Below are 25,258 nucleotides of genomic sequence, written 5' to 3' on the forward strand. Positions count from 1 at the left end.
TTTCAGCAGTGGGCGGATCGGCCGGCATCGATACAGCGCCGGAGGTGCTCGTTGGCGAACTTGCCGTGGGGGTCGTAGCCGTGGACGAGGTCCACGAAGTCGGGCAGCTTCGGATAGCGGGAGCGCACCACGTCGGGTGCGGTGGTGTAGACCTTCGCCCAGTGCGGTCGGGCGGCGAACGGCGTGAGGACGTCCTCGACCAGCCGCACCGCCGGCAGTACCGCGTCGAGGTCGGAGGTCCAGGTGAAGTGGATGCTGACGCTGTCGCGGCCGTGGGCCGGGCTGAGCCACAGCCGGTCCGCGGCCACCGTGCGGACCTCGCAGATGTGCAGCACCGGCGCGAGCCGCTCACGCACCAGGTCCAGCGCGCGCAGCGCCGCGGGAGCGTCCTGGGTGGCCAGCAGGTACTCCGACTGGAGCTCGTCGCCCGCGCTGGGCACCGCGTCCGGCCGGAAGTGCGACAGCCGCTCGTGCCAGGGGCCGATGACGCCCAACTGCTGGGTGCAGCAGGTGGCATCCAGGCCGTCTACGGGGTGCCGGGGGCCGTCCGCGGGCGCCGCGGTGAACCACGGCTCGTGCACCACCGTCGGATCGGGATCGCCGATCCGCTGGTTGATCCACACCTGGGTGAGGCGGGGGCCGCGCCAGTCGGTGAACAGGCACACGCTGTAGGCGCCGGCGACCAGCTCCGCGAAGTGCGCGTCCAACACCTCCAACGGCAGCCCCTCGTAGACCCGTTGCCGCATGGCGAACGTCGGCACCAGATCCAGCGTCACGGACGTCACCACACCCAGCGCCCCCAGGTTGACCACCGCGCCGTCGAACTCCCGCGGATGGGTGTCGCGGGCGAGGGTCACCAGGTCGCCGTCGGCGGTCACCAGGTCCAGGGCCGCGACGGAGGTCGACAGACAGCCGTTGCGCACCCCCGAACCGTGCGTCCCGGTCACCACGGAGCCGCCGACCGAAACATGCGGCAGCGAGGCGAGGTTGGGCAGCGCGAACCCCGCACGCTCCACCGGGCCCACGACGTCCGAGTACGGCAGGCCGGCGGCCACCTTGACCCGCGCGGCCCCGGAGTCCACCTCGACGACCGGCGGCAGCGACGTGACCGAGACCAGCGTCCCCGGGGTGTCGGCGATGTCGTTGAAGGAGTGCGCCGTGCCCAGGGCCCGCACCTGCCGGCCGCGGGCGACCACACCTTGCAGCTCGGACACCGAGGTGGGAGCGGCGAACTCCCGCGCGCCGAAGGTGACATTGCCGGACCAGTTGGTCACGGTGCGGGGCTGTGTGGCGCTCACGCGGCCGGTCCCTTCGACGGTGCCGCGGTGGCGCCGGGGTCCGTCGGGACACCGTCGGCGAGGCGGACCACCACCGCCTCCAACGGGCCGAGCGCCAACGGGCCCAGCGGGACCGTCGCCCCGGCCCGGCCGGCATGGGTCGACAGCTCGATGCGGCCGGCGGCCGGCAGGTCCACACCGGTGATCTCCACCTGGGCCGGGACATGCCGGAAGTTCACCGCGACCAGCAGGAGTTCACCGGCCGCCTGGCGCAGATAGACGTAGGAGTCGCCGGAGCTGTCCAGCGAGCGGTAGCCGCCGCGCCGCAGCGCCGCCGAGCCGCCGCGGTACCGGATCAGCCGCCGGTAGAGCCCCAACATCGACTCGGAATCGTCCCGTTGCGCCTCGACGTTGGCCCGCCCGGCGTCCGGACCCGGCGCCAACCACGGCGTCCCGGTGCCGAACCCCTTGCCGGAGGCGTCCCACTGCATCGGGGTGCGCTGACCGTCCCGGCCGTCCACGTCCCGCTCCAGGCCGGCCGGCGGGGGCGCGTCCGCCATGCCGATCTCCTCGCCGTAATAGACGCACGGCGTCCCCGGCAGCGTCAGCATGATGACCGCCGCCGCCCGCGCCGGACCCCAACCGCCGAAGCGGCTGACCGTCCGCGAGATGTCGTGGGTGGCCAGCGCGTACGTCGGCCAGGAACCGGGCCGCATCGCCGCCAGCAGACCGTCGACCGTACGCCGGAACGCCGCGCCCTCCCACGGCTGTTCCCAGAAGGCGATGTGGAAGACCGTGTGCATGCCCTCGCCGCCGAAGTAGTCGGCGAGCCGGGAGTCGTCGCTGATCGGCACCTCGCCCAGCACGAACCGGCCCTCGGCCAGGGACCCGTCGAGACCGGGATAGGAGTCCAGCACCTCGCGCAGCTCCCGCAGCACGTCGTGCACCTCCGGCAGGTCCAACTGGCGCTGGCGCATACCGGGCACGCTCACGTGACGACGGGCGGGCGCCAACTCCGGCGGGTTGTCCCGCAACCGCTCGTCCTTGAGCAGCCGGTGCGCCACATCGGCGCGGAACCCGTCCACCCCGCGGTCCAGCCAGAACCGCCACACCTTGCGCATCGCCTCCCGCACGGCGGGCTCGCGCCAGTTCAGGTCCGGCTGCCCCGGGGTGAAGCTGTGCAGGTAGTACTGGCCGGTGGCCGGATCGAGGGTCCAGGCGGGCCCGCACTTCTCGAAGGCGCTCAGCCAGTTGTTGGGCGGGCCGCCGTCCGGCGCCGGGTCGGCCCAGATGTACCAGTTCCGCTTGGGGTTGGCGCGGCTGGAACGGGACTCGGTGAACCAGGGATGCTCGGTGGAGGTGTGGTTCATCACCAGGTCCACCACGACCCGCAGGCCCCGCCGGTGCGCCTCGACGACCAACTCGTCGAAGTCGGCCAGTGTGCCGTACACGGGGTCGACGTCCTGGTAGTCGCTGATGTCGTAGCCGAAGTCGGCCTGCGGAGAGGGGTAGAACGGCGACAGCCAGAGCGCGTCGACGCCCAGCGAGGACGGCGTGCCGTCCCGGAGGTGGTCGAGCCGGGAGATGATGCCCCGCAGGTCCCCGATCCCGTCGCCGTTGGAGTCGGCGAAGCTGCGCGGATAGATCTGGTACAGGACCGCCTCGCGCCACCACGGGCCGGGCCCGTCGGTGTCCTGCGGCGGTATCTGAGGGTGCGTGGTCATGCGGGCCCGCCTATCGGTCGACACCGGACATGTCGGGGTAGCGGTCGCCGGCGGCCGCACCGGGCGGGGCCGCCTTGGACAACCGCTCCAACTCCTCGACCGTCAGGCGTAGTTGGCCGGCCGCCACGTTCTCCTCCAACCGGGCCACGGTCTTGGTCCCGGGGATGGCGAGGACGTCCTCCCCCTGGGCGAGCACCCAGGCCAGCGCCAACTGCCCCACGCTCACCCCACGGGCCTCGGCGACCGCGGCGATCTCCCGCACCAGCGCGGTGTTCTGGGACAGGTTCGCCGGCTGGAAGCGGGGCAGCGAACGCCGGAAGTCGTCCGCGCCGAGGTCGCCGAACGAACGGATGCGGCCGGTGAGCATGCCACGGCCCAGCGGGGCGTAGGCGATGAACCCGATGCCCAACTCCCGCAAGGTACCCAGCAGTTCACGTTCCGGATCGCGACTGACCAACGAGTACTCGGTCTGCACGGCGGTCACCGGGGTCACCGCGTGGGCCCGGCGCACGGTCGCGGCGGACGCCTCCGACACCGCCAGGTGGCGCACCTTGCCCTCCTGCACCAGCTCCGCCAGCGCACCGAAGGTCTCCTCGATCGGCGTGTCCGGGTCCACCCGGTGCTGGCAGTAGACGTCGATGGTCTCCACGCCCAGTCGGCGCAACGAACCCTCGCAGGACGCCTTCACATACTCGGGCGTCCCGTTGACGCCGATCACCCGGCCGTCCGGGCCCTTGACATTGCCGAACTTGGTCATCAGGACCACCCGGTCACGGTTGCCGCGCACCGCCCGCCCGATGAGCTCCTCGTTGGTGTACGGACCGTACATGTCCGCGGTGTCCAGGACGTTCACCCCGAGGTCCAACGCCCGGTGAATGGTGCGGATCGACTCCGCGTCGTCCCAGGCACCGTAGAACTGCGACATCCCCATGCAGCCCAGGCCCTGTTCGGACGTCACCAGCACGTCCCCCACCGCGTTCTTTCCGAGCTTGCGCATTCAGTGCTCCTTCGTGCCGCTGCGTCGTTGTCCGGGCCCCGGCTCGCCGGCCGCCGGCCCGGGGGTGTCCTTGAGGGCGTCCTCGATCAGTTGCGCCCACTGCGTCAGGTGCCGGTCGGGCAGGAACCGCTCCGCCACCCGCTCCCGCGCGCCCGCGCCGAGCCGGGCCGCCAGGGCGGGGTCGGTCAGCAGGCGCCGGATCGCCGCGGCGGCCGCCGGAATGTCCTTAGGGTCATCGAGCAACAACCCGTGCCGGTCGTCGTCGAGTTGGTCCCGCAGCCCACCGACCGCGCTCGCCACCAGGGGCCGGCGCTTCCACATCGCCTCGGTCGCGGTCAGCCCGAACCCCTCGGCCAGGCTCTTCTGCACCACCACCGTCGCGTGCCGCTGCAACGCGTTGACGACCAGGGCGTTCTCCCGCAGGTCGGTCATCGGCAGACAGAGCAACTGGCTGCGGCGCCGCAACCCATCGGGCAGTTCCCGCCACTGCTGCCGGCACTCCTCGAACAGGGCGGCGGCCTCGGGATCGTCGGCAACGGCCCCGCCGACATCGGGCCCCGCGAGCGTGAGGTACGCCCCCTCCACCCCGGCCTCGCCGAACGCCCGCAGCACCCCGCCCATGTCCTTGAGCCGGTCCCAGCGCGACACCTGCACCACCATCGGCACCCGCGCCGACGGCGGATCCCCCTCCCGCACCGCGGTCACCGGCCGCCGCACCGTGACCGGCTCGCCCACCGGCACCGGAACGGTCACCGGCAACGGGCCCCCGTTGGCGAGGATCCCGACGGCACCCAGCACCGTCGTGGCCGTGGTGTCGGTGAGATCGGTGTTGCGCGGTGCGCACGGGTCGATCGACGGTGGGATCACCGTCGGCCGCTCCACCCACCCGGGCACATGGCGCGGCGTGGAGAAGACCATCCGGTCCTCGGGCTCCAGGAAGTGCCGCAGGAACGCCCAACCCTCCGCGGTGTGTTGGTTGGGCCGGTCGCTGCCGATGTGACAGCGCCACACCACGCTCGCACCGCACTCCCGGGCCACCCGCACCAGCCCGGCCGGTTGCGGATCGTGCACGACCACCACATCGCCGGGCCGCACCCGACGCGCCAACTCCACGGCGTTGGCCTCGGTGACCGCACGGAAGTGCGCCAGCTCGGCCGGGCCCAACGCGCCCGAATCACCCTGGATGCCGTACAGCCGCAGACACAGCCGCTTGGTGATGGCGAAGAACTCGGCATCACCGTCGATCACCAACCACCGCGTGCCCACTCCGAGCGCCCCGGCCAGCGGACCGAGACCGTACAACAGCTCGGCCACCCCGCCACCGGCCGCGGTGGAGTTGAGCTGCCAGACCACGCGCCCGGCCAGCCGCTTGCCGACCCGCTCCGCCACGGAGGCCAACTCGGCGCTACGGGCCGGGCCGAACGCCTCCTTGTAGGGCTCCAGTCGCACCGGGGGAAGATCGACCTCACGCATCGCGGACCTCCCGCGGCAGCAGCTCGATCACGGCCGGTCCGGAATGGTCGGCGAGTTCCGTCAGGGTCAAGGCCAGCGCGGTGGGGGAGACCCTGCGCGCCGGCACCCCCAACGCCTCGGCCATCCGCACCGGGGACGGCACCTCCCCACCGGAGCGGGCCCCAGGGGTGGCCGTCGCCACCGCTTCCTCGGCCTCGGCGACCACCAGGACGATCCGCGCCAACTCGCGCCGGGCCACGGCCAACGCAGGCAGCCCCTCGGCAAAGGCGGCCCCGTCCACCAGGCAGAGCACCCGCGCCGCGGGCTCCGCCAGCGCCCGACCGAGGGCGAAGGGCACCGCACGGTACGGCGGGGTGTCCCCGCCGGTCGCGTGCCGACCGCCGGTCACGAACACGCTGCGGGGATACGGCCGGGCGACGGCCTCGTGCAGCGCCTCACCGAGCGGGCCGCCGACGGGCGGTGGGACGGGGGCAGCCTCCGGGACCCGGGGCTCCGACACCTGCTGGCCCAGCGTGGACAACGGGACCCACGGCCGCACGGCAGCCTCGGGGGAGAGGGTCAACAACACCGGCCCGGACGGCGCATCGGCGGCGGTCCGCAACGCCTGCCGCAGCGCGGCGGCGAAGGCGGCGGCCGAAGTGTCGGCGTCCCGCTCGGACGCCGTCCCGCAGTCGTACCAGGACCGGGCGGGCTGGGGAGTGGCCCGCAGCAGGGCGAGCGCGGGCCCGTCGGACGCCGGGGCGGCCAGCACCAGCGGGGCGGTACCGCTGCCGTGCGAGGCGGCCAACGCAACGGAGGCGCCCAGCAGTTCGGCGTCCGAGGTGAGGACGGCAACGGCCGCCCCGTGTCCCGCCTGGCTCGCGCCCGCCGCCTGACCCAGCGCGTCCTGGGCGTCCCGGGCCGCGGCCAGAGTGCCCAACCTGGCGAACGCCGCGGCGAGGGCACCGTCTTCGGCAGTGGCGAACGCACGCCCCGCCCCGGGCGCTTCGCCGCCGCGCAGCGCCGCCAGCGCCACCGCCTCGGCACCGGTCAGCAGAGCCTGCGACGGCTCGGGCAGCAGCTTGGCGACCGTGTCGTCCAGCGCGGCATCCGTGCAGTCGAGCGCCTGGGCCACGGCGGTCGTGAACGCCGAACGCCCCAGGTCCTCGATCCGCCCCAGGACCAACCCGTCGGGCTCCCCGGTCGGGCGGTGGAGCAGGGCGCGGACCATGTCGTTGGCGAGCGGACCCGCGGTACGGGCCGCCGCGGCGTCGGCCGGCGCGATGCCGAACGCGCGCAGCGGGACGTACCGCGCCTCCTGCACCACGGCGTCCACCACGACGTCGGTACCGCTGAGCTCGTCCTGTAGGTCGAAGGGCTCGCCGTCGTCCTGCGTGAGCGTCACCCGCAACCGGTACCGGCCGGGCGCCGAGGGCACCCGCGCCCGCATCGGCACCCGTTCGTCGTCCCCCGGAGGAACGGACCGGGTGAGCGCGGACCGGAGCGACTGCGTGGTCACCTCCTTGCCCTCGGCGTCGTACCAACGGTGGGTGATCCGCACGGGATACGGCGGCGCGGGTGTGAGCAGGGCGCTACCGATGTTGCGGACGGTACAGGCGAAAGTGATCAGGCTCTCGGGCTCGGCCTCGACGACCGCGGTGTCCGCGCCCGAGGCAAGGGCCTCCGCAGCCTGGTACGCGGTGTCCCGCGGCGCATGACGGGTGCCCTGCGGCCCGGTGAGCGTCAGGCGGGCCCGACTCTCGTGCGGGGTGAGCCGGTCGCCGATCGCCCACAACCGCCGTGGCTGCACGCCGAGTTGGTCGAAGAGCTGCCGCTGACCCTGCTCGTGCACCCGCGTGGCATTGGTACCGAACCCGGTCCGGACACCTGCCGCCACCGCATCGGGCACCAGCGCCAGCGCGTACACCTCGCGCGCGGACAGGTCCAACAGCCCGGCCAGGCTCCACCGCTGCCGGTCGACGACCGCGACCGCGGCCGTGGCGACGGACGACGCGGCATGCCGGTGCGGGCTCAGCCCCACGAAGACGTACCGGTCGGTGACGACCAGCCCCCGCGGCCAACCCGGCAGGGTCAGGGCCCGGGTGGGACGCCGGGTCGCGTCGTCGAACTCCACCAGTTCGCCCGCGGCCGAGTCGCAGATCAGCCAGGTCCCGTCCTGATACCAGGGGTTGTGCGGGGCCCGCAGCCCCTCCAGCACCGGCTCGCCCGTGTCGAGCCGGACCACCCGCCCACTGGCCGGCTTGCCGTTCTCGTCCCAACCCCGGCGCCGCAGGTACTGCCCGAACCCACACACCACCGGCTGCCCGCGGTACAGCGCCAGGCTGTTGACGTGCCAACTGTCCGGCTCACCCGGCGCGTGCCAACTCCACACCGCCTCGCCGTCCGGCCCCACACACCGGACCTCGTTCTGCATGGTCGCGGCGACCAGCACGTTGCGCCCGACCGGCAGCAGATCGTGCGGGGTGGAGACGTTGTCCAGCCGGTGATAGCGGCGCACCCCGGTGGTGTCGTAGGTGACGAGCTCCGCCGGACTGCCGTCGGCGCTCCACAGACACCGGTGGAGCAGCCCGTCATCGCCCAGCACCAGCCCACTGCTGGAGACCCGGTCCACGATCTCGGCACCCTGTGTGCCCCGCCCGATCGCGAACAGCCCGCCACCGATGGTGTGATGGGCGTCGAAACACGACACCAGCAGGGTCTGCCCCTCGGGGACGAAGGAGGGCAGGTCGCCCTCGGCGGCGCTGGGGGCCGCGGCGTTCTCGATGTCCCTTCCCGCTCGTTTCGTCATCGGCCCGCCGCCTCAAGGGAGATGCTCTGCCACCGGGTGCGCCGCGCCCCGCCCAGGAAGACGATCGTCTCGGCCAGCGCCGCCGGGTCGGCCGTCGCCACGGCATGCGCGGACACGTCGTGCTCCGCGCCCCGCCCGTCGAGCTCCGCGGCGGCCCAGCGCAGCGCGGCGGACGACGTCTCCGCCACCAGGAGGAACGTTCCGCCATGGCCCTGCCGAGCCATCACGTCCAACGCGGCCCCCGTACGGTCCGGACGACCACCGCCGGCCAGGTCGAGCACGACGTCGAACCCGCCATAGGCGAGGACCGCCGCACGCACCGGATCGGCGCCCCCGCCCGGCAGCGCGACCACGCGACGCTCGCCGTACGTCCCGCAGATCCGCTCCGCCGCGGCACGGTCCCCGGCGGCCAGCGCGACATGCGCCTCCTGGGCCGCGAGCAACTCGGCGACCGCCGCCGCATCAGGGCTCGCCTCCCCGGCCCCCAGCACGAGCACCACCTTGCCCGCCAACAACCCGTCCGCCGCCTTGAGCTGCGGCTTGAGCCGCATCAACGGCCAGTACTCGTCCGCGACGCCCTGAGCCTCGGTCAGCGACAGATAGCCGCCGACCGCCTCCGTCACCCGGACCACGGTCATCGTCTGCCGGTAGTGGTCCCGCCGCAGCCGGGCCGCCGCGGCGTCCGCACCCTGGGTGACCACCCCGATCCCGGGCAGCACAAGCGCACGGGGAGCGTCACTGCGGCGCCCGCCGACCCGGCCCGCCTCCGTGATGTTCTCCTCGTAGTACGACCGGTACCAGGCCCGGTGCCGCTCCACCCCGTCCGCCAGGGCCGTCACCGTCTCCCGCCCCGGATCGGTCAACGCCCCCAGAATCAGCGGACGGTAGCCGACGGTGACCAGGTGGTCGGGGCAACCCGGTCCGCGCAGACTGGCCCGCGGCCCCTGCGCCGACGAGACGAACTCCTCGGTCGCCGCGCTGCGGTCCACCTGCAACACGGGACCGCGCTCACCCTCGAAGCAGGCACCGCGCAACGCGGGCAACACCTCCGCGAGCACCGCCTCCGCCCGCTCGCCCGACAGCGCGGGCACGGCACGCCCACCGAGGTCCAACGGCCCGCGTGGAACCCTGCCCAATGCGGCGACCGAACGGGCCACGGCCTCCAGCGAGTTGCGATAGCACTGCTCACTGGTGTCGGCCCAGGTGAACAGGCCGTGATTGGCCAACAGCACGAAACGGCAGCGCGGGTTCGCGGCGATCCGGTCCGCCAGCTCACGCGCCACGCCGATGTCGAACTGCCGGTAGTCGAACCAGATCGCCTCGTCCCCGAACTCCTCCTCGGCCAGCTTGCGACCCTCGGGGAAAGAGGTCAGCGCGATGACCGCGTCGGGGTGACTGTGGTCGACGTGCGCCGCCGGGATGAACGCGTGCGTCAGCGTCTCGATACCGGGACGCCGCTGCTCACCGGTGACACCGCAGGCGACCAGATGCGTCACCATCTCCTGCTCATCCAGCCGATCCCGCTCGCGCAGCGCCAGCAACTCGTCCAGCCGCAACGCGGGAAAGTCCTCGTCGGTCGTGGTGGCCCCGTCACAACCCCAGGCACTCATCCACAACACCCGGGTCGAGCGCCCGCAATGGTCCGTCACCGTCCCCTTGACCGAGAAGTTGCCGCCCCCCTCCTTGGCCAACGCCGACTCGGAACCCACCAGGTGCGAGCGGAATATCGCCTCGTCACGCCCTGACAGGCCCCGCGCCGCCACGGGATCCCAACGGTCCTTCGGCAGCGGTAACAGTTCCTCCGGCAACGCGCCCACGCGGCGCCTCCTTCATGGCTGACTGGCAGAACAATCACGGACCCGACCCACGGGGGCCACGGCCCGAAGCGCACAAGAACTCAGGTCAAGGGACCGACAAAGTCCGACCAATACCAGGGAAAAGGTCGAGGGGAGAGGGGAGGCCCGGATGAGGAATGGAGTAGGGGGGTGTTAGGGGGGTCCTAGGGGGGTGTGAAAAGCCCGAAGTTTGCGTCCCGTTCATGACGATCGCAAAACACCTCCGGGCTCTTCGGTGAAAAGCGAAGCACACGGTTCCAGACGCCGACAAGCGGCCAACGAGCGTGCAGCGATGCGATCCGGACAGAATAGGCTTGGCGCGCCCCCGGAATGCAAAGCGGCCGTGGCGCACCATGCAACGGGCATAAACCGGCGGGTCAACGGCCCCTTTCGCAGCTCCACCGCCGGGCACGGCGCAGACGCGCGGGACCTGCTGTAACGGGGTGGCGTGCCGCCTCACGGTCCGGACCCAACTAGCCCTTCCCCCGGGGGTTTCAGCCAAGCTGAAGAGGCGGCAAACCGGGACGCCATTGACCACGTCGGCGACGGATGTGGATCCTGGCTGCATGGACCGGTCGAGCGCATTCGATGAGGATGAGTGTGGCGCCTGGCAGCATCGGGTCGCCGAACCGTGGACTACTCCCGAATTTTGTCGATGTTGGCCAGGAGCCACCGTCTGGCTGACCGGGCTCCCCAGTTCCGGAAAGACCACCATCGCCCGTGGAGTGGCACAGGAACTGCACGCACGCGGACGGCGCACGGAAATACTCGACGGCGACGAGAACCGGAAGTTGCTGTCCGCGGGACTGGGATTCGGAAAGGAGGACCGGCTCACGAATGTGCGCCGGGTCGGCCTGATGTCCGAAGTCCTCGCGCGAAACGGGATTCTGGTCCTCGTACCGGTGATCGCCCCCTACGCCGTGGCGCGGGCCGAGGTCCGCGAACGCCACACCGCCAGCGCTACAGCCTTCCTGGAGGTCCATGTGGACGCCCCACTCGAAGTGTGCCGCCAGCGAGACGTCAAGGGACTGTACGCCCGCCAGGCCGCGGGCCGACTCTCGGGCCTGACCGGCGTCGACGACCCCTATGAGCCGCCCCTCACGCCGGAGTTACGCATCGAGACACACCGCCTGAACGTCGACGAATCCGTGGACAGCCTGCTGCTGGCCCTCGCCGAGCGTGGTCTCGCGTGACGGCGGAACCGTCCCGGTCGTCCACGACTACCGAGGGCCGTACGCCGGCGGACTCCTCCGGTACGACGGCGGGATCCCGCACGGCGACCGAGATGCGCAGGCCGGCCCCTTCCCACGGACCCACCCGGCCGGACTTCGACCGTTGGACGCACCTGGATGCGTTGGAGTCGGAGGCGGTGCACATCTTCCGTGAGGTGGCGGGGGAGTTCGAGCGGCCGGTGATCCTGTTCTCCGGTGGCAAGGACTCGATCCTGATGTTGCACCTGGCGCTCAAGGCGTTCGCGCCGGCGCCGGTGCCGTTCGCGTTGCTGCACGTCGACACCGGCCACAACTTCCCCGAGGTCATCGACTACCGCGACCGCACCGTCGCCCACCACCACCTGCGCCTGCACGTCGCCTCCGTCCAGGACTTCATCGACCGCGGCGAGGTACGCGAACGCCCCGACGGCACCCGCAACCCCCTGCAAACCGTCCCCCTCCTCGACGCCATCGCATCCCACCGCTTCGACGCCGTCTTCGGCGGCGGCCGCCGCGACGAGGAAAAAGCCCGCGCCAAAGAACGCGTCTTCTCCCTCCGCGACGAGTTCGGCGGCTGGGACCCCCGCCGCCAACGCCCCGAACTATGGCAGCTCTACAACGGCCGCCACTCCCCCGGCGAACACGTCCGCGTCTTCCCCCTGTCCAACTGGACCGAACTGGACGTCTGGCAATACATCGCCCGCGAACAGATCGAACTCCCCACCATCTACTACGCCCACGAGCGCGAAGTCTTCTCACGAGGCGGCATGTGGCTGGCCCCCGGCGACTGGGGCGGCCCCAAGGACGGTGAAACCCTGCAGCGGCGCACGGTCCGCTACCGCACGGTCGGCGACATGTCCTGCACCGGCGCAGTGGACTCCAACGCCGACACCATCAACGCCGTCATCGCCGAAATCGCCGCCTCCCGCCTCACCGAACGCGGCGCCACCCGAGCCGACGACAAACTCTCCGAAGCCGCCATGGAAGACCGCAAGCGCGAGGGGTACTTCTAACATGAGCACCACCCCCACCACCCCCAACACCCCCAACACCCCCAACGCCGCCGGCCCTGCGGCCCTCGCCGCCACGTCCCTGCTGCGCTTCGCCACCGCCGGCTCCGTCGACGACGGCAAATCCACCCTCGTCGGACGCCTCCTGCACGACTCCAAATCAGTCCTGGCAGACCAACTGGAAGCCGTCGAACACGCCTCCCGCAACCGCGGCCAACACACCCCCGACCTCGCCCTGTTGACCGACGGCCTCCGCGCCGAACGCGAGCAGGGCATCACCATCGACGTCGCCTACCGCTACTTCGCCACCCCCCGCCGCCGCTTCATCCTCGCCGACACCCCCGGCCACGTGCAGTACACCCGCAACATGGTCACCGGCGCCTCCACCGCCGAACTCGCCATCGTCCTGGTCGACGCCCGCAACGGCGTCGTCGAACAAACCCGCCGCCACGCCGCCGTCGCCGCCCTCCTGCGCGTCCCCCACGTCGTCCTCGCCGTCAACAAAATGGACCTGGTCAACTACCAAGAGACGGTATTCGCCACCATCGCCCAGGAATTCACCGCCTACGCCGCCTCCCTGGGCATCCCGGAAATCACCACCATCCCCATCTCCGCCCTGGCCGGCGACAACGTCGTCACCGCCTCCCCCCACATGGACTGGTACGGCGGCCCCACCGTCCTCGAACACCTCGAAACCGTCTCCGTCCGCACCGACCCCACCCGCGACCCCGCCCGCTTCCCCGTCCAATACGTCATCCGCCCCCAAAGCACCACCCACCCCGACTACCGCGGCTACGCCGGCCAAATCGCCTCCGGCATCCTCCACGTCGGCGACCACATCACCGTCCTACCCTCAGGCCACACCAGCACCATCAAAGCCATCGACGCCCTCGGCACCACCGTCCAAACCGCCTGGGCACCCCAATCAGTCACCCTCCACCTCACCGACAACCTCGACATCTCCCGCGGCGACCTCATCACCCCCACCACCAACACCCCCACCCTCACCCAAGACATCCACGCCACCGTCTGCCACCTCGCCGACCAACCCCTCACCATCGGCCAACGCGTACTGCTCAAACACACCACCCGCACCGTCAAAGCACTCATCACCCACATCCCCTCCCGCCTCACCCTCAACGACCCTCCCCCCACCCCACCCCCCACCACCTCACCGCCAACGACATCGGCACCCTCCACCTCCGCACCGCCCAACCCCTCCCCCTAGACCCTTACACACACTCCCGCCGCACCGGCTCCTTCCTCCTCATCGACCCCACCGACGGCACCACCCTCACCGCCGGCATGACCGGCACCGCCTTCACCACCACACCCCCCACACCCGAGACGGCCGCCCCTGATGCCACGTCATAGCGCCACGCCAAAACATGCTAAAACGAGGCGAGTTACTACTGAGCGGCCGGCGGAGTAGTCGGCTGAGTCGCACGGAACAAGCAAGAGGGAGCGGTACATCATCATGGAGTTAGACCCCTCGGGAGAGGCCCCCCGTACCACCCGCAGCGGCCGCGGGGTGTTACTGGTCTCCCTCGTCGCGGCGCTCGGCGGCGTGCTGTTCGGCTACGGCACGGCCGTCGTCTCGGGAGCGCTGCTCTACATCGACCGCGACTTCGCGCTGAACGACTGGCAGGAGGGCGCGCTGGTGGCGAGCGCCCTGTTGGGCGCCACGATCATGGTGTCCGTCAGCGGCAGGCTCGCGGACCGCTACGGCCGCAAACCCCTGATCCTGGCGATGACCGTCCTCTACGCCGTGGGCAGCGTGGTCTCCATGCTGGCGCCGGGCATCTATCCGCTGCTCGCCGGACGCATGCTGGTGGGATTCGGCCTCGGCTCACTGTCGTTCGTCGTCCCCCTCTACATCGCCGAGATCGCCCCGCAGCAGCGCCGGGGCTTCCTCGTGACGCTCAACCAACTCATGGTCACCGTAGGCATCCTGGCCGCGTTCGCTGTGGGATACGCGTTCAGCGGTGGCGGCCAATGGCGGCTGATGCTGGCCGCCGCACTGCTCCCGACGGCCATCATGGCCGTGGGCACCCTCTTCGTGCCCGAATCGCCGCGCTGGCTGCTCGCCCGGGGCGACGAGGTCCGGGCCCGCGCGGCAGCGGCCGTCACCGGACTGACCGACGATCTGGACGCCCTGCGCCGCCAGTTGACCCCGCCGCCCGCACAGCGAGCGGCGCGCGGCTCATCGAACCCGGCCAGCACCCGCTTCATCTGGATGACCGCCCTGATGGCCTTCACCGTCCATCTCAGCGGTCTGAACACCGCGATCTACTACGCGCCCCGCATCCTGTCCGCGGGCGGACTCGGCATCCGCAGCTCCGTCCTGGGCAGCGTCATCATCGGCGTCGTGAACCTGCTGATGACCTTCGTCGCTATGGCCGCACTGGACCGACTGGGCCGGCGCGCGTTGTTCCTCGGCGGACTGACGCTCATGGCCGTCAGCGGCGCGGGCATCTCGCTCGCGTCCTTCACCGGTCACCAAGGCAGCCCGGTCACCGTCGTCCTCATGTGCGTCTTCATCGCCGCCGGAGCGGTCGGCCCCGCCCCGGTGTTCTGGGTGTACATCTCCGAGATCTTTCCCCAGCAGGTGCGCGGCCGCGCCATGAGCCTGGCCACGACCGCACTCTGGGCCGCCGACACCATCGTCGCCCTGACCTTCGTCCCCCTGGTCGACCACTTCTCCTTCCAAGGGACGTTCCTGCTCTACTGCGGCCTCACCATCGTGGCCATCGTGGGCTTCGGCCGCTCGATGCCCGAAACGCGCGGCCGAAGCCTGGAGGAAATCGCCCTCCAGACAGGGCAGTTCACCCCTTCGGCGCGCGGCTGACGCGAGGCCGCCGCGCACGACGGACCGCCCAACCACACCTACCGCCCGGCCGTCCGGCCCCCGAGAACCCGGCCCCGACTGCCGCTCGGCGGAGCCGGGTCGGCGGGTGAGCTGGCCGGTCGGGTGCCTGGCCGTCCCAGCGGAGCGTTCGCCGACATCCGGATCACCCGGAACCGCCGGTCACCTCCCGGTCACGGGCCCCGGCCTCGACCAGATCGGCTCCTGCGAGCCGGACTTGCGCCCGCCGAAGAAAGCCGCAGTTCCGAGAGGTCGCAGGGAAATCGACCCAGTGGTCAGCCTCGTGTGCGACGTGGCGGATCGGTTCGTCCGTAACCGGCTCAACCGGACCGGCCGGGGCTTCGCGATCTGCTTGCCGTAGCGGTAGGTGCAGCCACCCACGGAAATCCCCGACGCCTACTTGCCGGCGTGGCTGCCGAGGTAGAAGAGGAGCGCCATGAAAGCCAGCAGGAGATGGCTGCCGGCGATGTAGAGGAACACCCGCCAGGACGCGCCCCGTTCCTTCCGCCGCTCGGACATCCCGCCGCCGAAGGACGCTTCGAGCGGGTGCTGTTCGTTGGCCGGCGCTTGGGCCTGCTCGTTCGTCCGGTTGTCGGGCATGGTCGCTCTCCTGGGTGCGTCGCGGGTCAGGGGTAATGGGGGAGGGGAGACGGGGAGGGCGTACGTCCTGGCTGTGGGGGGTGAGCGGCAAGGTCTGCCGACGCCATCACCGCAGGGCGCGCCCCGCTCACCTCACGGTCCCTGCTCCGGAGCGCCCGCCCCCGACGCGCGCAACTGCGTCAGCAGGTCCTCCCGCCCGGCCAGCAGCTCCACCAGGATCCGACGCGCGGCCCGCAACAGCTCGGCCACGTCACCGCCGGCCAACTCGTACACCACCGTCGACCCGCCTCGCGTGGCCGTCACGATCCCCGCCCGGCGCAACACCGCGAGCTGCTGCGACAGGCTCGACGGCTCCACCTCGATGTCGGCCAGCAGCTCCCGCACCGGCTTCGGCCCGTCCTGCAGCAGCTCCAGCACCCGGATCCGGACGGGATGCCCCAGCATCCGGAAGAACTCCGCCTTCGCCTGATACAGGGGAACCTGCGTCCTGTTCATGCAGTGCCGCCTCCCTTCACCTGGGGTCTTCGTGTTCGTCCTCCGGTCCGGCACCGGGATCCACGCCGAGGTCGCGCGCCATCCGCAGCGCGTCGTCCAGCTCCTCCCTGGCCTCGGCCACCGCGTAGACGTCCCCGGCCTCGTGCGCCGCCGCGACAGCCTCCCGTGCTCTGCGCACCCGTTCCCGCACCGCTTCGGCGAAGTCGCCCATCAGACCTCCACACCGCGACGTCATTGACCTCTGAGGAAAATATCGAATTGAAGAACTCTGCAAGTCTAGGGTCCGGTGCCCGCGCCGGACACCACCAGGGCGCCTCTCGCGAGGAGAGGCGGGCCACAGTCGTTGATCGACGGGTGGCGTGGGTGGCGACCGCACGGCCGAACGGATCCAGGCGTGGTCCCGGGCCGTGCGGGCAGCGAGCGGCCCCAAGCGCCACGCCGAGGACGTAGCGAACCAGCAGCGCTTGGGGCCGGGAAGGTCCGCAGTGCGCCGGCGCCCGCTACGACAGCGGAGCGGAGGGCCGGGGATGATGCGGGCACCTTCACCGCCACCAACGACGGTCCGCCCCGGAGGGCACGCCCACGTCAACGCGTCGGCCGTGACCGTGACCAAGGGCGACGGTGATCGTCTTTCCCCACCAGCCAGGGCCGGTGGCGCAGTGGGTGCCATGGCGGCGTTGCCCGGTGAGCAGACTGTCGCGGTTGGCTTCGCCCCGGTGGATCATCCTGGCGATCTGCCGCGGGTAGTCGAAACGCTCGATGCCGGGGGAACTTCGCCGACCTCGCTGGGCGACCCGGCCGGGTGGGAGATCGCGCAGTGCCGGTCGCGTCAGCCGCAACGGCCCCACGTGTCAGTTCAGGCGGCAGGGTCCAAGTGCGGTGCGGGTTTGCCGTGCTCCGCTGGCGCGGGATCGCCGGCCGGCGCGGTGTGGAACGTGCGCCGGTACGCCTGAGGGGAGACGCCGAGGGCGGCCTGAAGGTGCTGCCGCAGGGACGTTCCGGTGCCGAACCCCGCGCTGTCGGCGATGCGATCGATCGGCCAGTCGGTGGTCTCCAACAACTGACGGGCCCGCTCCACCCGTTGTTGGATCAGCCATTGGCCGGGGCTGGTGCCGACCTCGTCCCGGAAGTGCCGGGTGAAGGTGCGCACGCTGACCCGGGCGTGAGCGGCCATGTCGGCGAGGGAGACCGGTTCCGCGAGCCGTTCCAGGACCCAGGCACGGGTGGGCGCGGTGCCGCTGGTGGTGGGGGCGGGGACCGGGCGCCGGATGTACTGGGCCTGACCGCCCTCGCGCCACGGCGGAACGACGCAGGAACGGGCCACGTCGTTGGCGACCTCGCTTCCGTGGTCCCGCCGAACGAGGTGCAGGCACAGGTCGATTCCGGCGGCCGCGCCGGCCGAGGTCAGCACATCGCCGTCGTCGACGAACAGCACATCGGGATCGACCCGGACGCGCGGGAACATCCGCTGCAACCGCTCGGCCTCGCGCCAGTGCGTGGTGGCCGGACGGCCGTCGAGCAGGCCGGCCGCGGCCAGGACGTAGGTGCTGGTGCAGATCGCCACGATGCGGGTGCCGAACCGTACGGAGGTGAGGGCCGCCTGCAAGGCATCCGGCAGTCGCCCGTCCTCCCTGACGGGGCCGAGCCGGTGCGTGGGCGCGATGACGACGGTGTCGACTGCGGACAGCAGGGAGGCATCGTGGCTGACGGTCAACTCGTAGTCCGCGTCGGTGCGTACGGGACCGCCGTCCAGGCTGCATGTCGTCACCGAGTACAGACCTTCGCCCGCCGCGCCGCGGGCGGCACCGAAGATCCGGGAGGTGATGGCGAGTTCGAACGGGAGCACGCCGTCCAGGGCCAGTACGCCGACACGATGCATGGCCCGATTCTTTCAGACCCTGACCATCAGGTCACTACGTCGGAACTTGACCACACGTCAAACTGGTCCAGCGCCCCCAGACACCACCGACCCACATGCACGAACCCAACCCCGAAGGCCGAACACGAAAGACAACCAACCATGTTGCAGATCACGCACCCTACTCGCACTGACCGCTTCATGATGCGGGCCGTCGTCCAGAACCGTGCCGGTGGTCCGGAGGCCCTCAGGGTCGTCGGAACCGTGCGGCCGGAACCGGCGGCCACCGAGATCCTGGTGCAGGTATGTGCAGCGGGCGTCAATCCGACCGCCTGGAAGACCGAAGGGTGCGGCACCTTCCACAGCGGGGCCAAGCCACCCTTCGCCCTCGGTTTCGACGTCTCCGGCGTGGTGGCGGCCGTCGGCCCCGGCGTCACCCTCTTCCGGCCCGGCGACGAGGTCTTCGGCATGCCACGCTGCCCCCAACCGGCCGGCGCCTACGCCGACTATGTCGCCGCCCCGGCCCGGCACTTCGCCCGCCGCCCGGCCAACGTGGACCACGTCCAGGCCGCGGGAATCCCCCTCGCGGCGCTGACTGCCTGGCAAGCGCTGGTGGACACCGCGGACGTCGGCCCGGGCAAGCGGGTCCTGATCCACGCGGCCGCGGGCGGGGTCGGCCACCTGGCCGTGCAGATCGCCAAGGCACGGGGTGCCCACGTGATCGGGACGGCCAGCCGGGGCAAGCACGCGTTCCTGCGCCGCCTGGGAGCGGACGAGCTCATCGACTACACCCGCGAGGACTTCGCCGAGACCGTCCACGACGTCGACGCCGTGCTCGACGCGGTAGGCGGCCCCTACTGGGAGCGCTCCCTCCGGACGCTGCGCCCGGGCGGGACACTGGTCACCATCGTCCCCCCGGACAAGACCTTCCCCGCCGAACGGGCCCGCGCGGCCGGGGTCCACGCCACCTTCCTGTTCGCCGAACCCGACCACGCGGGTCTGCGGGAGATCGCCGCCCTGGTCGAGAGCGGCCAACTCCGCGTCGAGATCGCCGCGGTGTTCCCGCTGGCGGAGGCGTGCAGGGCCCACGAACTGGGCGAGACCGGCCACACCACGGGCAAGATCGTCCTGACGACGTAGTCAGTCCGCTTGGCTCACCCGGTCCGCATCGCTCGCGTCGTCACCGCTGAGGAAGGCACGCACCTGCCGGGACACGGTGGCATCCCCGAGGAAGTCGTTGTGTTTCAGGCAGGCGGTACGGGTGTTGCGGGCGCCGTCGAGCGCTGTGCTGCCGTGCGGGGTGATCTGCTCGTCGCACGGCGACCACCACGTCGCGTACTTCACCGGGCCGGGCGTCGCCGTACCGGAGTTGAGGTGCGTGACGACATACGAACCGGGGGACATGTCCCGGCAGCCCTGGTCCCACGCTGCGCACAACCAGGCGAGATCGGTACCGTGGTTGGGGCCGGCCAGGGAGGCCCAGTGCGCCACCCTGTCCCGCCCGTCGCCGAACTTGACGTACCAACGGGTCGGAAGACTGCCGAGACTGTGGGCGACGAGATCCACCTTCTCGGCGCCGGTCCGCTCCAGCACCGTGTGCACGTAGCTTTGGAGTTGGCCACTCAGCACTTCGTTCGTCGATTTCGAGGTGTCGTACGACCAGGCGAACAGCCGGTCTTCCGGGTACCCGTTCCGGGCGAAGTCCGCCCGCATGGTGTTCCAGACCCCCGGGTCGGCATTTCGACCGTGAACGAAGACGACGGGGTTGAGGGAAGCCGCCGCCTGTGCGGGGGCAACGGCGAGCGCGGTGGCCACCAGCGCGGACGATGCCACGAACAGCAGGATGCGACGGCCCGAGAGCCTGCCCGCTCCCCACCTACTCGATGTTCCCTTGCCGTTCGGCATGTGCGGCATGGATGCCTCCGCCTCCGGAGCTGCGCTCAGTTGGTCTGGACGAACTCCATGATGGGGGGCGGCAGTTGGGTGCACAAGAAGAGGTTCAACTGAGTGCGGGCCGCAGCGCTGGGCTGCCCAAAGGGCCCGCCGTTCCGGCCGCGTAGCGGCCCGTGCCGCCGGTGATCAGGACGCGCCTGCCCAGGATGGGGCCGAGGCGGTGCAGGGCGCGGAGCGCGGTGGTGCCGGCGACGGGGATCGTACTGATAGCTCCGAGGTCGGCGCCGGTTGGCGATCCCCATCAAGTCGGTGTCTATGGCGCGGAGTTCGGCGCAGCCGCCGGCCGATCCCATGGTCACGACGGGGGTACCGGCAGCCGGACCGGAACCGTCGGCCGCCGCGTGTTCGACCACTCCGGCCGTGTCCCATCCCAGGACGGTGCCGTCAGCGGCTTCCTGGAGGCCGATCCGCACCTCGCCGTAGTTGAGGGAGGTCGCTTCGAGACGGCCCGTCGCTAGCCCGCGGCCCGCGCCGCGTCGTGTAGGGGTGAGGAGCGGAGCTGCCGACCAACGTGCCTCAGTGGAACGGGAGTTACGCGACGCCGAAGAACACGCTGCCCGTGCCGCCCCGGTCGGGGGAGTAGAAGGAGGTGTTGATCGCGCGGGTCAGATCGTCCTTGCTGAGGCGGCCGTCGCCGTCGGTGTCCAGTTGGTCCAGCACGCGCGAGGCGTCTCTGGCGAGGTCCCACATCGCGAGGTACCGCGTCAGCTCCTGCTCTCCGATGTAGCCGTCGTGGTCCGCATCGATGACCTTGAACACCGCTGCTCCGAAGGCCGCGACCGGCTCCTGCAAGGCGGGGTCCGCAGGAGTGGCGCCGGCAGCGGTGCGGTGCTGTTTGCGCGACAGCCGGCCGTCGGTCTTCGCGTGACGTTGCAGACCGGCCCAGTACTCCTGGTAGAAGGACGCCAGAGCCTTCGCCTCGGGGGTGTCCGTGGCGAGTCCGTAGGCGGTGCAGTAACGGTCGACGATCCGCTCGTAGTCGGCGCTGTCGACGTAGCCGTCGCCGTCGGTGTCGGCGACGTTGAACAGGCGGTCCAGGTTGCTGGTGCGGTGAAGGATGTGCTCAGGCGGGGCGTCGGCGGTCGCGCACAGGTGGTCCCGGAGCCGGGCATGGCGGAACTGGTAGACCGTGCCGACCTGGCGCAGGACCTCTCGCTTGCAGGCGTCCTGAAGGAACGCGTCCAGGTCCCTCGGCAACCATCCCGACAGGGGCAGCCAGATTCGCGCCAGGACCACCCAACGCCCCCAGGCGGTCATGGTGCCGACCCCGAGCGCGATCACGAATGCGGCCACCAGCCCGGCCCCGATCCCGACCAAGGCAGTGGGTGACGCGGCCCCGAAGATGATCCCGTACCCGGTCCCGACCGCGAGCCCGATAGTGAGTGTCTGTTTGAGTACGGTGGCGCGGTTCGTGTTCAACAGGACCGACGGGTGGGCGCGTTTCTCTCGCGGGATGACGGTCTCGAACCCGGCCCCGAGCGCGGCGATGAGCCCCATCGCGAGCCCCAGGAGGACCCCCGCCACGAACACCTGCCCCGCACCCAACGCGATCATCACCCCGCGATAACCCGCGAGGGCCGAAACGGCCCCACTTCCGAGCGCCCACACGATTCCGAACAGGAGGCCACCGGTGAGCCCGCCCATGACTCTGGGGCGGAAGCTCTCCCGCAGTCGTGCCTTCGTCCCGTTTTCCGCCCAGCCATGCAGCCTGACCTCCATGAGCGACGGTTCGAACTTCGGGCCGCCGACCTTCATCTTGGTGGCGAACCCGTGCACGAGAGCGAAGGTCAGTCCCAGCGCGAGCCCGTTCGCCGGGCCGGAAATGCCCGCCGACCGGAGTCCGTACGCGGGCCCGAATGTGAGCCAGTCTTCGAACCCGTAAGCGAGCCCAGCCATGAGTCCGGACGCGATTCCGATCGTGACCCCGACCCGCAGCATGACCCAGCGCAGCCTGACGGTGGTCCCCAGCCGCCACCATTCGATGTCGGGCGTTTTGAGTTCCGTCAGATGCGCGGCGAGGTAGCCGAGCCAGTGCCGGGCGCGCTCGGCGTTCCGACGCCGGCGTCCTTGTGCTTCCGGCTCGTTGTTCTCGTCGCTCAGGAAGCGCTCGTAGGCGGTGGGGATGAAGGCGTCCAAGAGGTGGTTTTCCAGGGCCTCTCGGGTGCCGAACTTCTCGGGTTTCAGCAGGTCCGACGGGTCAAGTGTGGATTCGTAGACGAATCGGGCGAGTGTGACCATCAAGGGGGTGGTCAGCACGGCGGCGAGATTGGCGACGTCCGGCGTGTGGCGACGGTAGCGCAACTCACTCAGGACGTGAGCCCACCCGGTCTGGGGGGCGACGTCCGGACTGGCAGGGAGAGTTGTGCCGGTGGCCTCCTGTAAATACCTGATGGAGTCGTCCAGGTCGAGGTCGATCAATTCGATGGCAGCGGCGGAGGGTTCAACATGGGTGTTCCTCCTGGCGGCTTCGAATTCGGCGTGGCGACTGGTCACCAGCAGCGGCAGGCCGCATCTGTTGAGTTCTCTCAGCGCGCGTTTGCGCAATCCGGTGGCGATCTCATCGAACCCGTCCAGGACCGGTAACACGTAGTCGGCACCCACCAGCGCGGCGGCCCACGTTTTACCGCTCGGGCTTGCCGTGGCGAGATAGGGCTGGTCCCGCTCCAGGCGGGCGATCAACCATTTCCGCAGCGGGGTGGTGTCGGGATTCCATGATCCGAGACTGAAGATCACCGGCACCGGTGCTCTGTGGGCGGGAGGGCGTGCTTTGAGGCGGGCCAGTGCGAAACGCAGGGCCAGGGCGCTCTTCCCCGAGCCGGCCCGCCCCAGCACGATCAGCCAGTGGGACTTCGCCTGTTCAAGGGCGGCGGTGATCCCGTCCTTTTGACCGGCCAGGCCCACCGGGGGAGTGGGCGTTACCCCGGACCGGGCGTTGTGGGCGCCTTCGGGGCCGGGCGCTCTCCCCCGCACCGGTTGCCAGCGCACCGGCAACTCGCGGTCCTCCAGCCCCAGTTGTTCCACCTCATGCTGCAGGCGCGCACGGACGTCCCCGGCGAGCAGATCGGCCTTGTCGGCCAGCTCCTTCCCAACGGAGCTGCGTTCGGCGCGCACTGCATCCACGAGTTGCCCGACCAACTCGGTCAACGCGCCCTCGGCGGACAACCCCTTGTCGATGTACACGATGAGGTTGTCGTTACCGAAACTGACAACGCCCGTGACGTTGCTGACCGTGATCGGCCCTTCGCCGCGCGACTGGTCAGCAGTCCGCGCGGCGGGTCCCGACCCCTGCGGATCCGGCGCGACGCTCACCGGACCGCCGCCTCACTCTCGGCCCAGGTCAGCACGCCCATGTCGTACGCACCCGCTGCCGCTTCAACTGCAGGCACGATCTGGCCAGGCAAAGCGTCGATCTCAGTCACCGGAGACCTCTCCCTTCGCGCGGAGGGCGGATGGTCGGCTTTCCGCGCGGCCGTCCCCGCCCCAGCAGGCAGGCACCCGTGGCTGCCTGCCTGCCGCCCTGCTTCAACCCCCGTTGCACAGACGGTGGCCGTTCGTTCACTACCCCCGTCGAACGTATGCGGTGTTGGACTGCTCGTCGGCCGCGGCATCGACGTCTACGCCTTGTAGCGAGCCCGGGAACTGGTCGTTCAGATCGGTGCCGCCGCAGGCACGCGCCGCGACGCCCTGATGACCGCCCTGGTACGGAACATGACGCCCCCTCAAGAGGTTCCGGCCTTCTTGGACCCTCCTGCCCGCGATGTCGTGCGATGCCGCCCTACCCTCATACCCCCGACGCTGCGGGGCGGCAGCCTTCACGTCCATCCTGGGGTAACTGACTTCGCTGCTTCCGGCGTTGACGCCATCGACGAGCATGCCTTGCTTCGGGTCGATGGACCGCTGAGCCGCCCCGTCGCCACTGGTACGCCGGCGGTTCTTGAACAGCGCGCCAAGGCCGAAGGAGGCGGCGCATGCGGCGAGCGCGCCCACGGCCAGCAGGATGAGATCCCTGGTGTTCTGCCCGCCGGTCGAGGTCCTACCGACGATCGCGGGTGCGGTCGACCTCGGGGGCGCGTGGGTGGGGCTCGTCACCGTTGGGGCGTGGGAAGCGTTGGAAGCGCTAGGGCCCGGGTGGCCGGGCGTGGGCGCACTGTGGGGTGTGGGGCCGGCGCCCGCTGACAGCGTCGGCCGGGGAACGGCGGCGGTGCCCACCGATCCGGTCGTCGGCCTCGGAGCGGCGGAGGCGCCCGATCCGGTCGAAGAGTTCGGAGGGGCGGTGGGCGCCGGGGTCGGCTTCGTGACGTCGAAGGACGTCACGACATTGCTTTGGCCGGCGTTCAGGGTGCACGGAGCGGCGCCCCATAGCTTCACGCTTCCAGCCGCGTTCTCTACCTGAAGGTGAAGGGTGAGGCCGCCGGCGGTGACCGTCCCCTTGCCCGGATGGTCGAAGGCGCGCGTGGTCACACTGGCGGTCGCCCTGACTTTGAACGAACCGGATGCCGGGACGTTGGTCGTCGCCAGGTGGAAGGGGACCGCGACGTCGAAGTCCTCCTGCGGCGCGGCCACATGGACCGTTCCGTCCACAGTGCCCCCGAGGGTCTTCATACCGGCATGGGCGAGCCACCAGGTGAATCCCGCGCTCACCGTCGCCACCGCGTTGACGGCGATGGTCTTGCGGGGTGCGCCGACCGCGACCGAACGCGGGACGTCCGAATAGATCTCCACCGTGAACGGCTGATTGCTCAGCAGACCAGCCGAGCATGTGTAGTCGAATGTGCGGGAAAGCGGTTGCGCGGCAGCCGATCCGGCTCCGATATTGCCCACCAATCCGCTTGCTGTTGCCGTAGCCGTGGCGGCCGCAAGGATGATCCTCCTCCTTGGCCTGCCGCACCTGATGTTCATGAGCTAGCCCCCGTTCGTGGTTCGGGTGTGCAATTACGGCACGATTCTCTTTTCTGGTAGCTCAGCATGCTGCTCAGATCGCGTGACCCGTGCCGGATCTGCGGCGCCCGGACGATTTCGATCAACGGGGCACGTGACGTTACTTGAAAGACGCCACTCGGGCGGTTCTGGTTGCGTGAGGAACTTGGAGCATAGCGCGGGCACCCCCCAACACGCCTTGTTGGAGGGTGCCTTCCCGAAATACCCCACACGGTTCACTGAACATCAAGAAC

General features: G+C 70.6%; 16 protein-coding genes and 3 pseudogenes. 5 read left to right on the forward strand and 14 right to left on the reverse strand.

Features of this window, described 5'->3' with window-relative positions:
• Positions 1-2: 2 nt before the first annotated feature.
• The 6 genes from PV796_RS37760 to PV796_RS37785 are packed head-to-tail and all read right to left on the reverse strand — an operon-like array spanning position 3 to position 10,076.
• On the reverse strand, positions 3-1,298 hold the full coding sequence (locus tag PV796_RS37760) for a D-arabinono-1,4-lactone oxidase (RefSeq protein ID WP_274918270.1): 1,296 nt from the start codon (positions 1,296-1,298) through the stop codon (positions 3-5).
• Positions 1,295-3,001, reverse strand: coding sequence for an alpha-amylase family glycosyl hydrolase (locus PV796_RS37765; RefSeq protein WP_274918271.1), 1,707 nt, complete (start codon positions 2,999-3,001; stop codon positions 1,295-1,297). Before PV796_RS37765 ends, PV796_RS37760 begins: the two co-directional genes overlap by 4 nt.
• Before the next feature lie 10 nt (positions 3,002-3,011).
• Positions 3,012-3,998, reverse strand: a complete 987-nt coding sequence (locus PV796_RS37770; RefSeq protein ID WP_274918272.1) for an aldo/keto reductase — start codon at positions 3,996-3,998, stop codon at positions 3,012-3,014.
• On the reverse strand, positions 3,999-5,471 hold the full coding sequence (locus PV796_RS37775) for a glycosyltransferase (protein WP_274918273.1): 1,473 nt from the start codon (positions 5,469-5,471) through the stop codon (positions 3,999-4,001). It abuts the gene before it with no gap.
• Positions 5,464-8,259: a DUF4915 domain-containing protein gene (locus PV796_RS37780; protein ID WP_274918274.1), complete on the reverse strand. Its 2,796-nt coding sequence runs from the start codon at positions 8,257-8,259 to the stop codon at positions 5,464-5,466. Before PV796_RS37780 ends, PV796_RS37775 begins: the two co-directional genes overlap by 8 nt.
• Positions 8,256-10,076 (reverse strand): class II aldolase/adducin family protein, encoded by a 1,821-nt coding sequence (locus PV796_RS37785; protein WP_274918275.1) that lies wholly within the window; start codon positions 10,074-10,076, stop codon positions 8,256-8,258. The genes PV796_RS37780 and PV796_RS37785 overlap by 4 nt, the downstream gene beginning before the upstream one ends.
• A 683-nt stretch (positions 10,077-10,759) precedes the next feature.
• On the opposite strand from PV796_RS37785, the pseudogene cysC reads away from it, so the two are divergent.
• The 4 genes and pseudogenes from cysC to PV796_RS37805 all read left to right on the forward strand — a co-directional run.
• Positions 10,760-11,287, forward strand: a pseudogene (gene cysC, locus PV796_RS37790) (adenylyl-sulfate kinase); the annotation flags it as partial.
• A 92-nt stretch (positions 11,288-11,379) separates the two neighbouring features.
• Positions 11,380-12,318 (forward strand): sulfate adenylyltransferase subunit CysD, encoded by a 939-nt coding sequence (gene cysD / locus PV796_RS37795; protein ID WP_274918276.1) that lies wholly within the window; start codon positions 11,380-11,382, stop codon positions 12,316-12,318.
• Position 12,319: 1 nt separating this feature from the next.
• A pseudogene (locus PV796_RS37800) lies at positions 12,320-13,689 on the forward strand (sulfate adenylyltransferase subunit 1).
• 103 nt (positions 13,690-13,792) lie between these two features.
• Positions 13,793-15,163 (forward strand): sugar porter family MFS transporter, encoded by a 1,371-nt coding sequence (locus PV796_RS37805; RefSeq protein WP_274918277.1) that lies wholly within the window; start codon positions 13,793-13,795, stop codon positions 15,161-15,163.
• Positions 15,164-15,577: 414 nt separating this feature from the next.
• Here PV796_RS37805 and PV796_RS37810 read toward each other — a convergent pair whose 3' ends face one another.
• The 4 genes from PV796_RS37810 to PV796_RS37825 all read right to left on the reverse strand — a co-directional run bounded on the left by PV796_RS37810 (position 15,578) and on the right by PV796_RS37825 (position 18,155).
• Positions 15,578-15,781, reverse strand: a complete 204-nt coding sequence (locus PV796_RS37810; protein WP_274918278.1) for a DUF6126 family protein — start codon at positions 15,779-15,781, stop codon at positions 15,578-15,580.
• Positions 15,782-15,913: 132 nt separating this feature from the next.
• Complete coding sequence (locus PV796_RS37815) at positions 15,914-16,276, reverse strand: ArsR/SmtB family transcription factor (protein ID WP_274918279.1); 363 nt, start codon at positions 16,274-16,276, stop codon at positions 15,914-15,916.
• A 16-nt stretch (positions 16,277-16,292) separates the two neighbouring features.
• On the reverse strand, positions 16,293-16,487 hold the full coding sequence (locus tag PV796_RS37820; protein ID WP_274918280.1) for a hypothetical protein: 195 nt from the start codon (positions 16,485-16,487) through the stop codon (positions 16,293-16,295).
• Positions 16,488-17,132: 645 nt separating this feature from the next.
• Entirely contained in the window at positions 17,133-18,155 is a 1,023-nt protein-coding gene (locus tag PV796_RS37825) for a GlxA family transcriptional regulator (protein ID WP_274918282.1), read from the reverse strand.
• A gap of 141 nt (positions 18,156-18,296) precedes the next feature.
• On the opposite strand from PV796_RS37825, the gene PV796_RS37830 reads away from it, so the two are divergent.
• Positions 18,297-19,274: an NADP-dependent oxidoreductase gene (locus PV796_RS37830; protein ID WP_274918284.1), complete on the forward strand. Its 978-nt coding sequence runs from the start codon at positions 18,297-18,299 to the stop codon at positions 19,272-19,274.
• Here PV796_RS37830 and PV796_RS37835 read toward each other — a convergent pair whose 3' ends face one another.
• The 4 genes and pseudogenes from PV796_RS37835 to PV796_RS37850 all read right to left on the reverse strand — a co-directional run bounded on the left by PV796_RS37835 (position 19,275) and on the right by PV796_RS37850 (position 24,908).
• Positions 19,275-20,039 carry an esterase/lipase family protein gene (locus PV796_RS37835; RefSeq protein WP_446750709.1) on the reverse strand — a complete coding sequence of 255 codons (765 nt, stop codon included), beginning with the start codon at positions 20,037-20,039 and terminating at the stop codon, positions 19,275-19,277. It lies immediately after the preceding gene.
• Between the two features lie 136 nt (positions 20,040-20,175).
• A pseudogene (locus PV796_RS37840) lies at positions 20,176-20,533 on the reverse strand (zinc-binding dehydrogenase); the annotation flags it as partial.
• Between the two features lie 85 nt (positions 20,534-20,618).
• Entirely contained in the window at positions 20,619-23,396 is a 2,778-nt protein-coding gene (locus PV796_RS37845) for an NACHT domain-containing protein (RefSeq protein ID WP_274918286.1), read from the reverse strand.
• 249 nt (positions 23,397-23,645) lie between these two features.
• Positions 23,646-24,908 (reverse strand): DUF6801 domain-containing protein, encoded by a 1,263-nt coding sequence (locus tag PV796_RS37850; protein WP_342456975.1) that lies wholly within the window; start codon positions 24,906-24,908, stop codon positions 23,646-23,648.
• Between the last annotated feature and the right edge of the window lie 350 nt (positions 24,909-25,258).

The organism is Streptomyces sp. WZ-12 (assembly GCF_028898845.1).
In the GTDB taxonomy this organism is placed as follows: Bacteria; Actinomycetota; Actinomycetes; order Streptomycetales; family Streptomycetaceae; genus Streptomyces.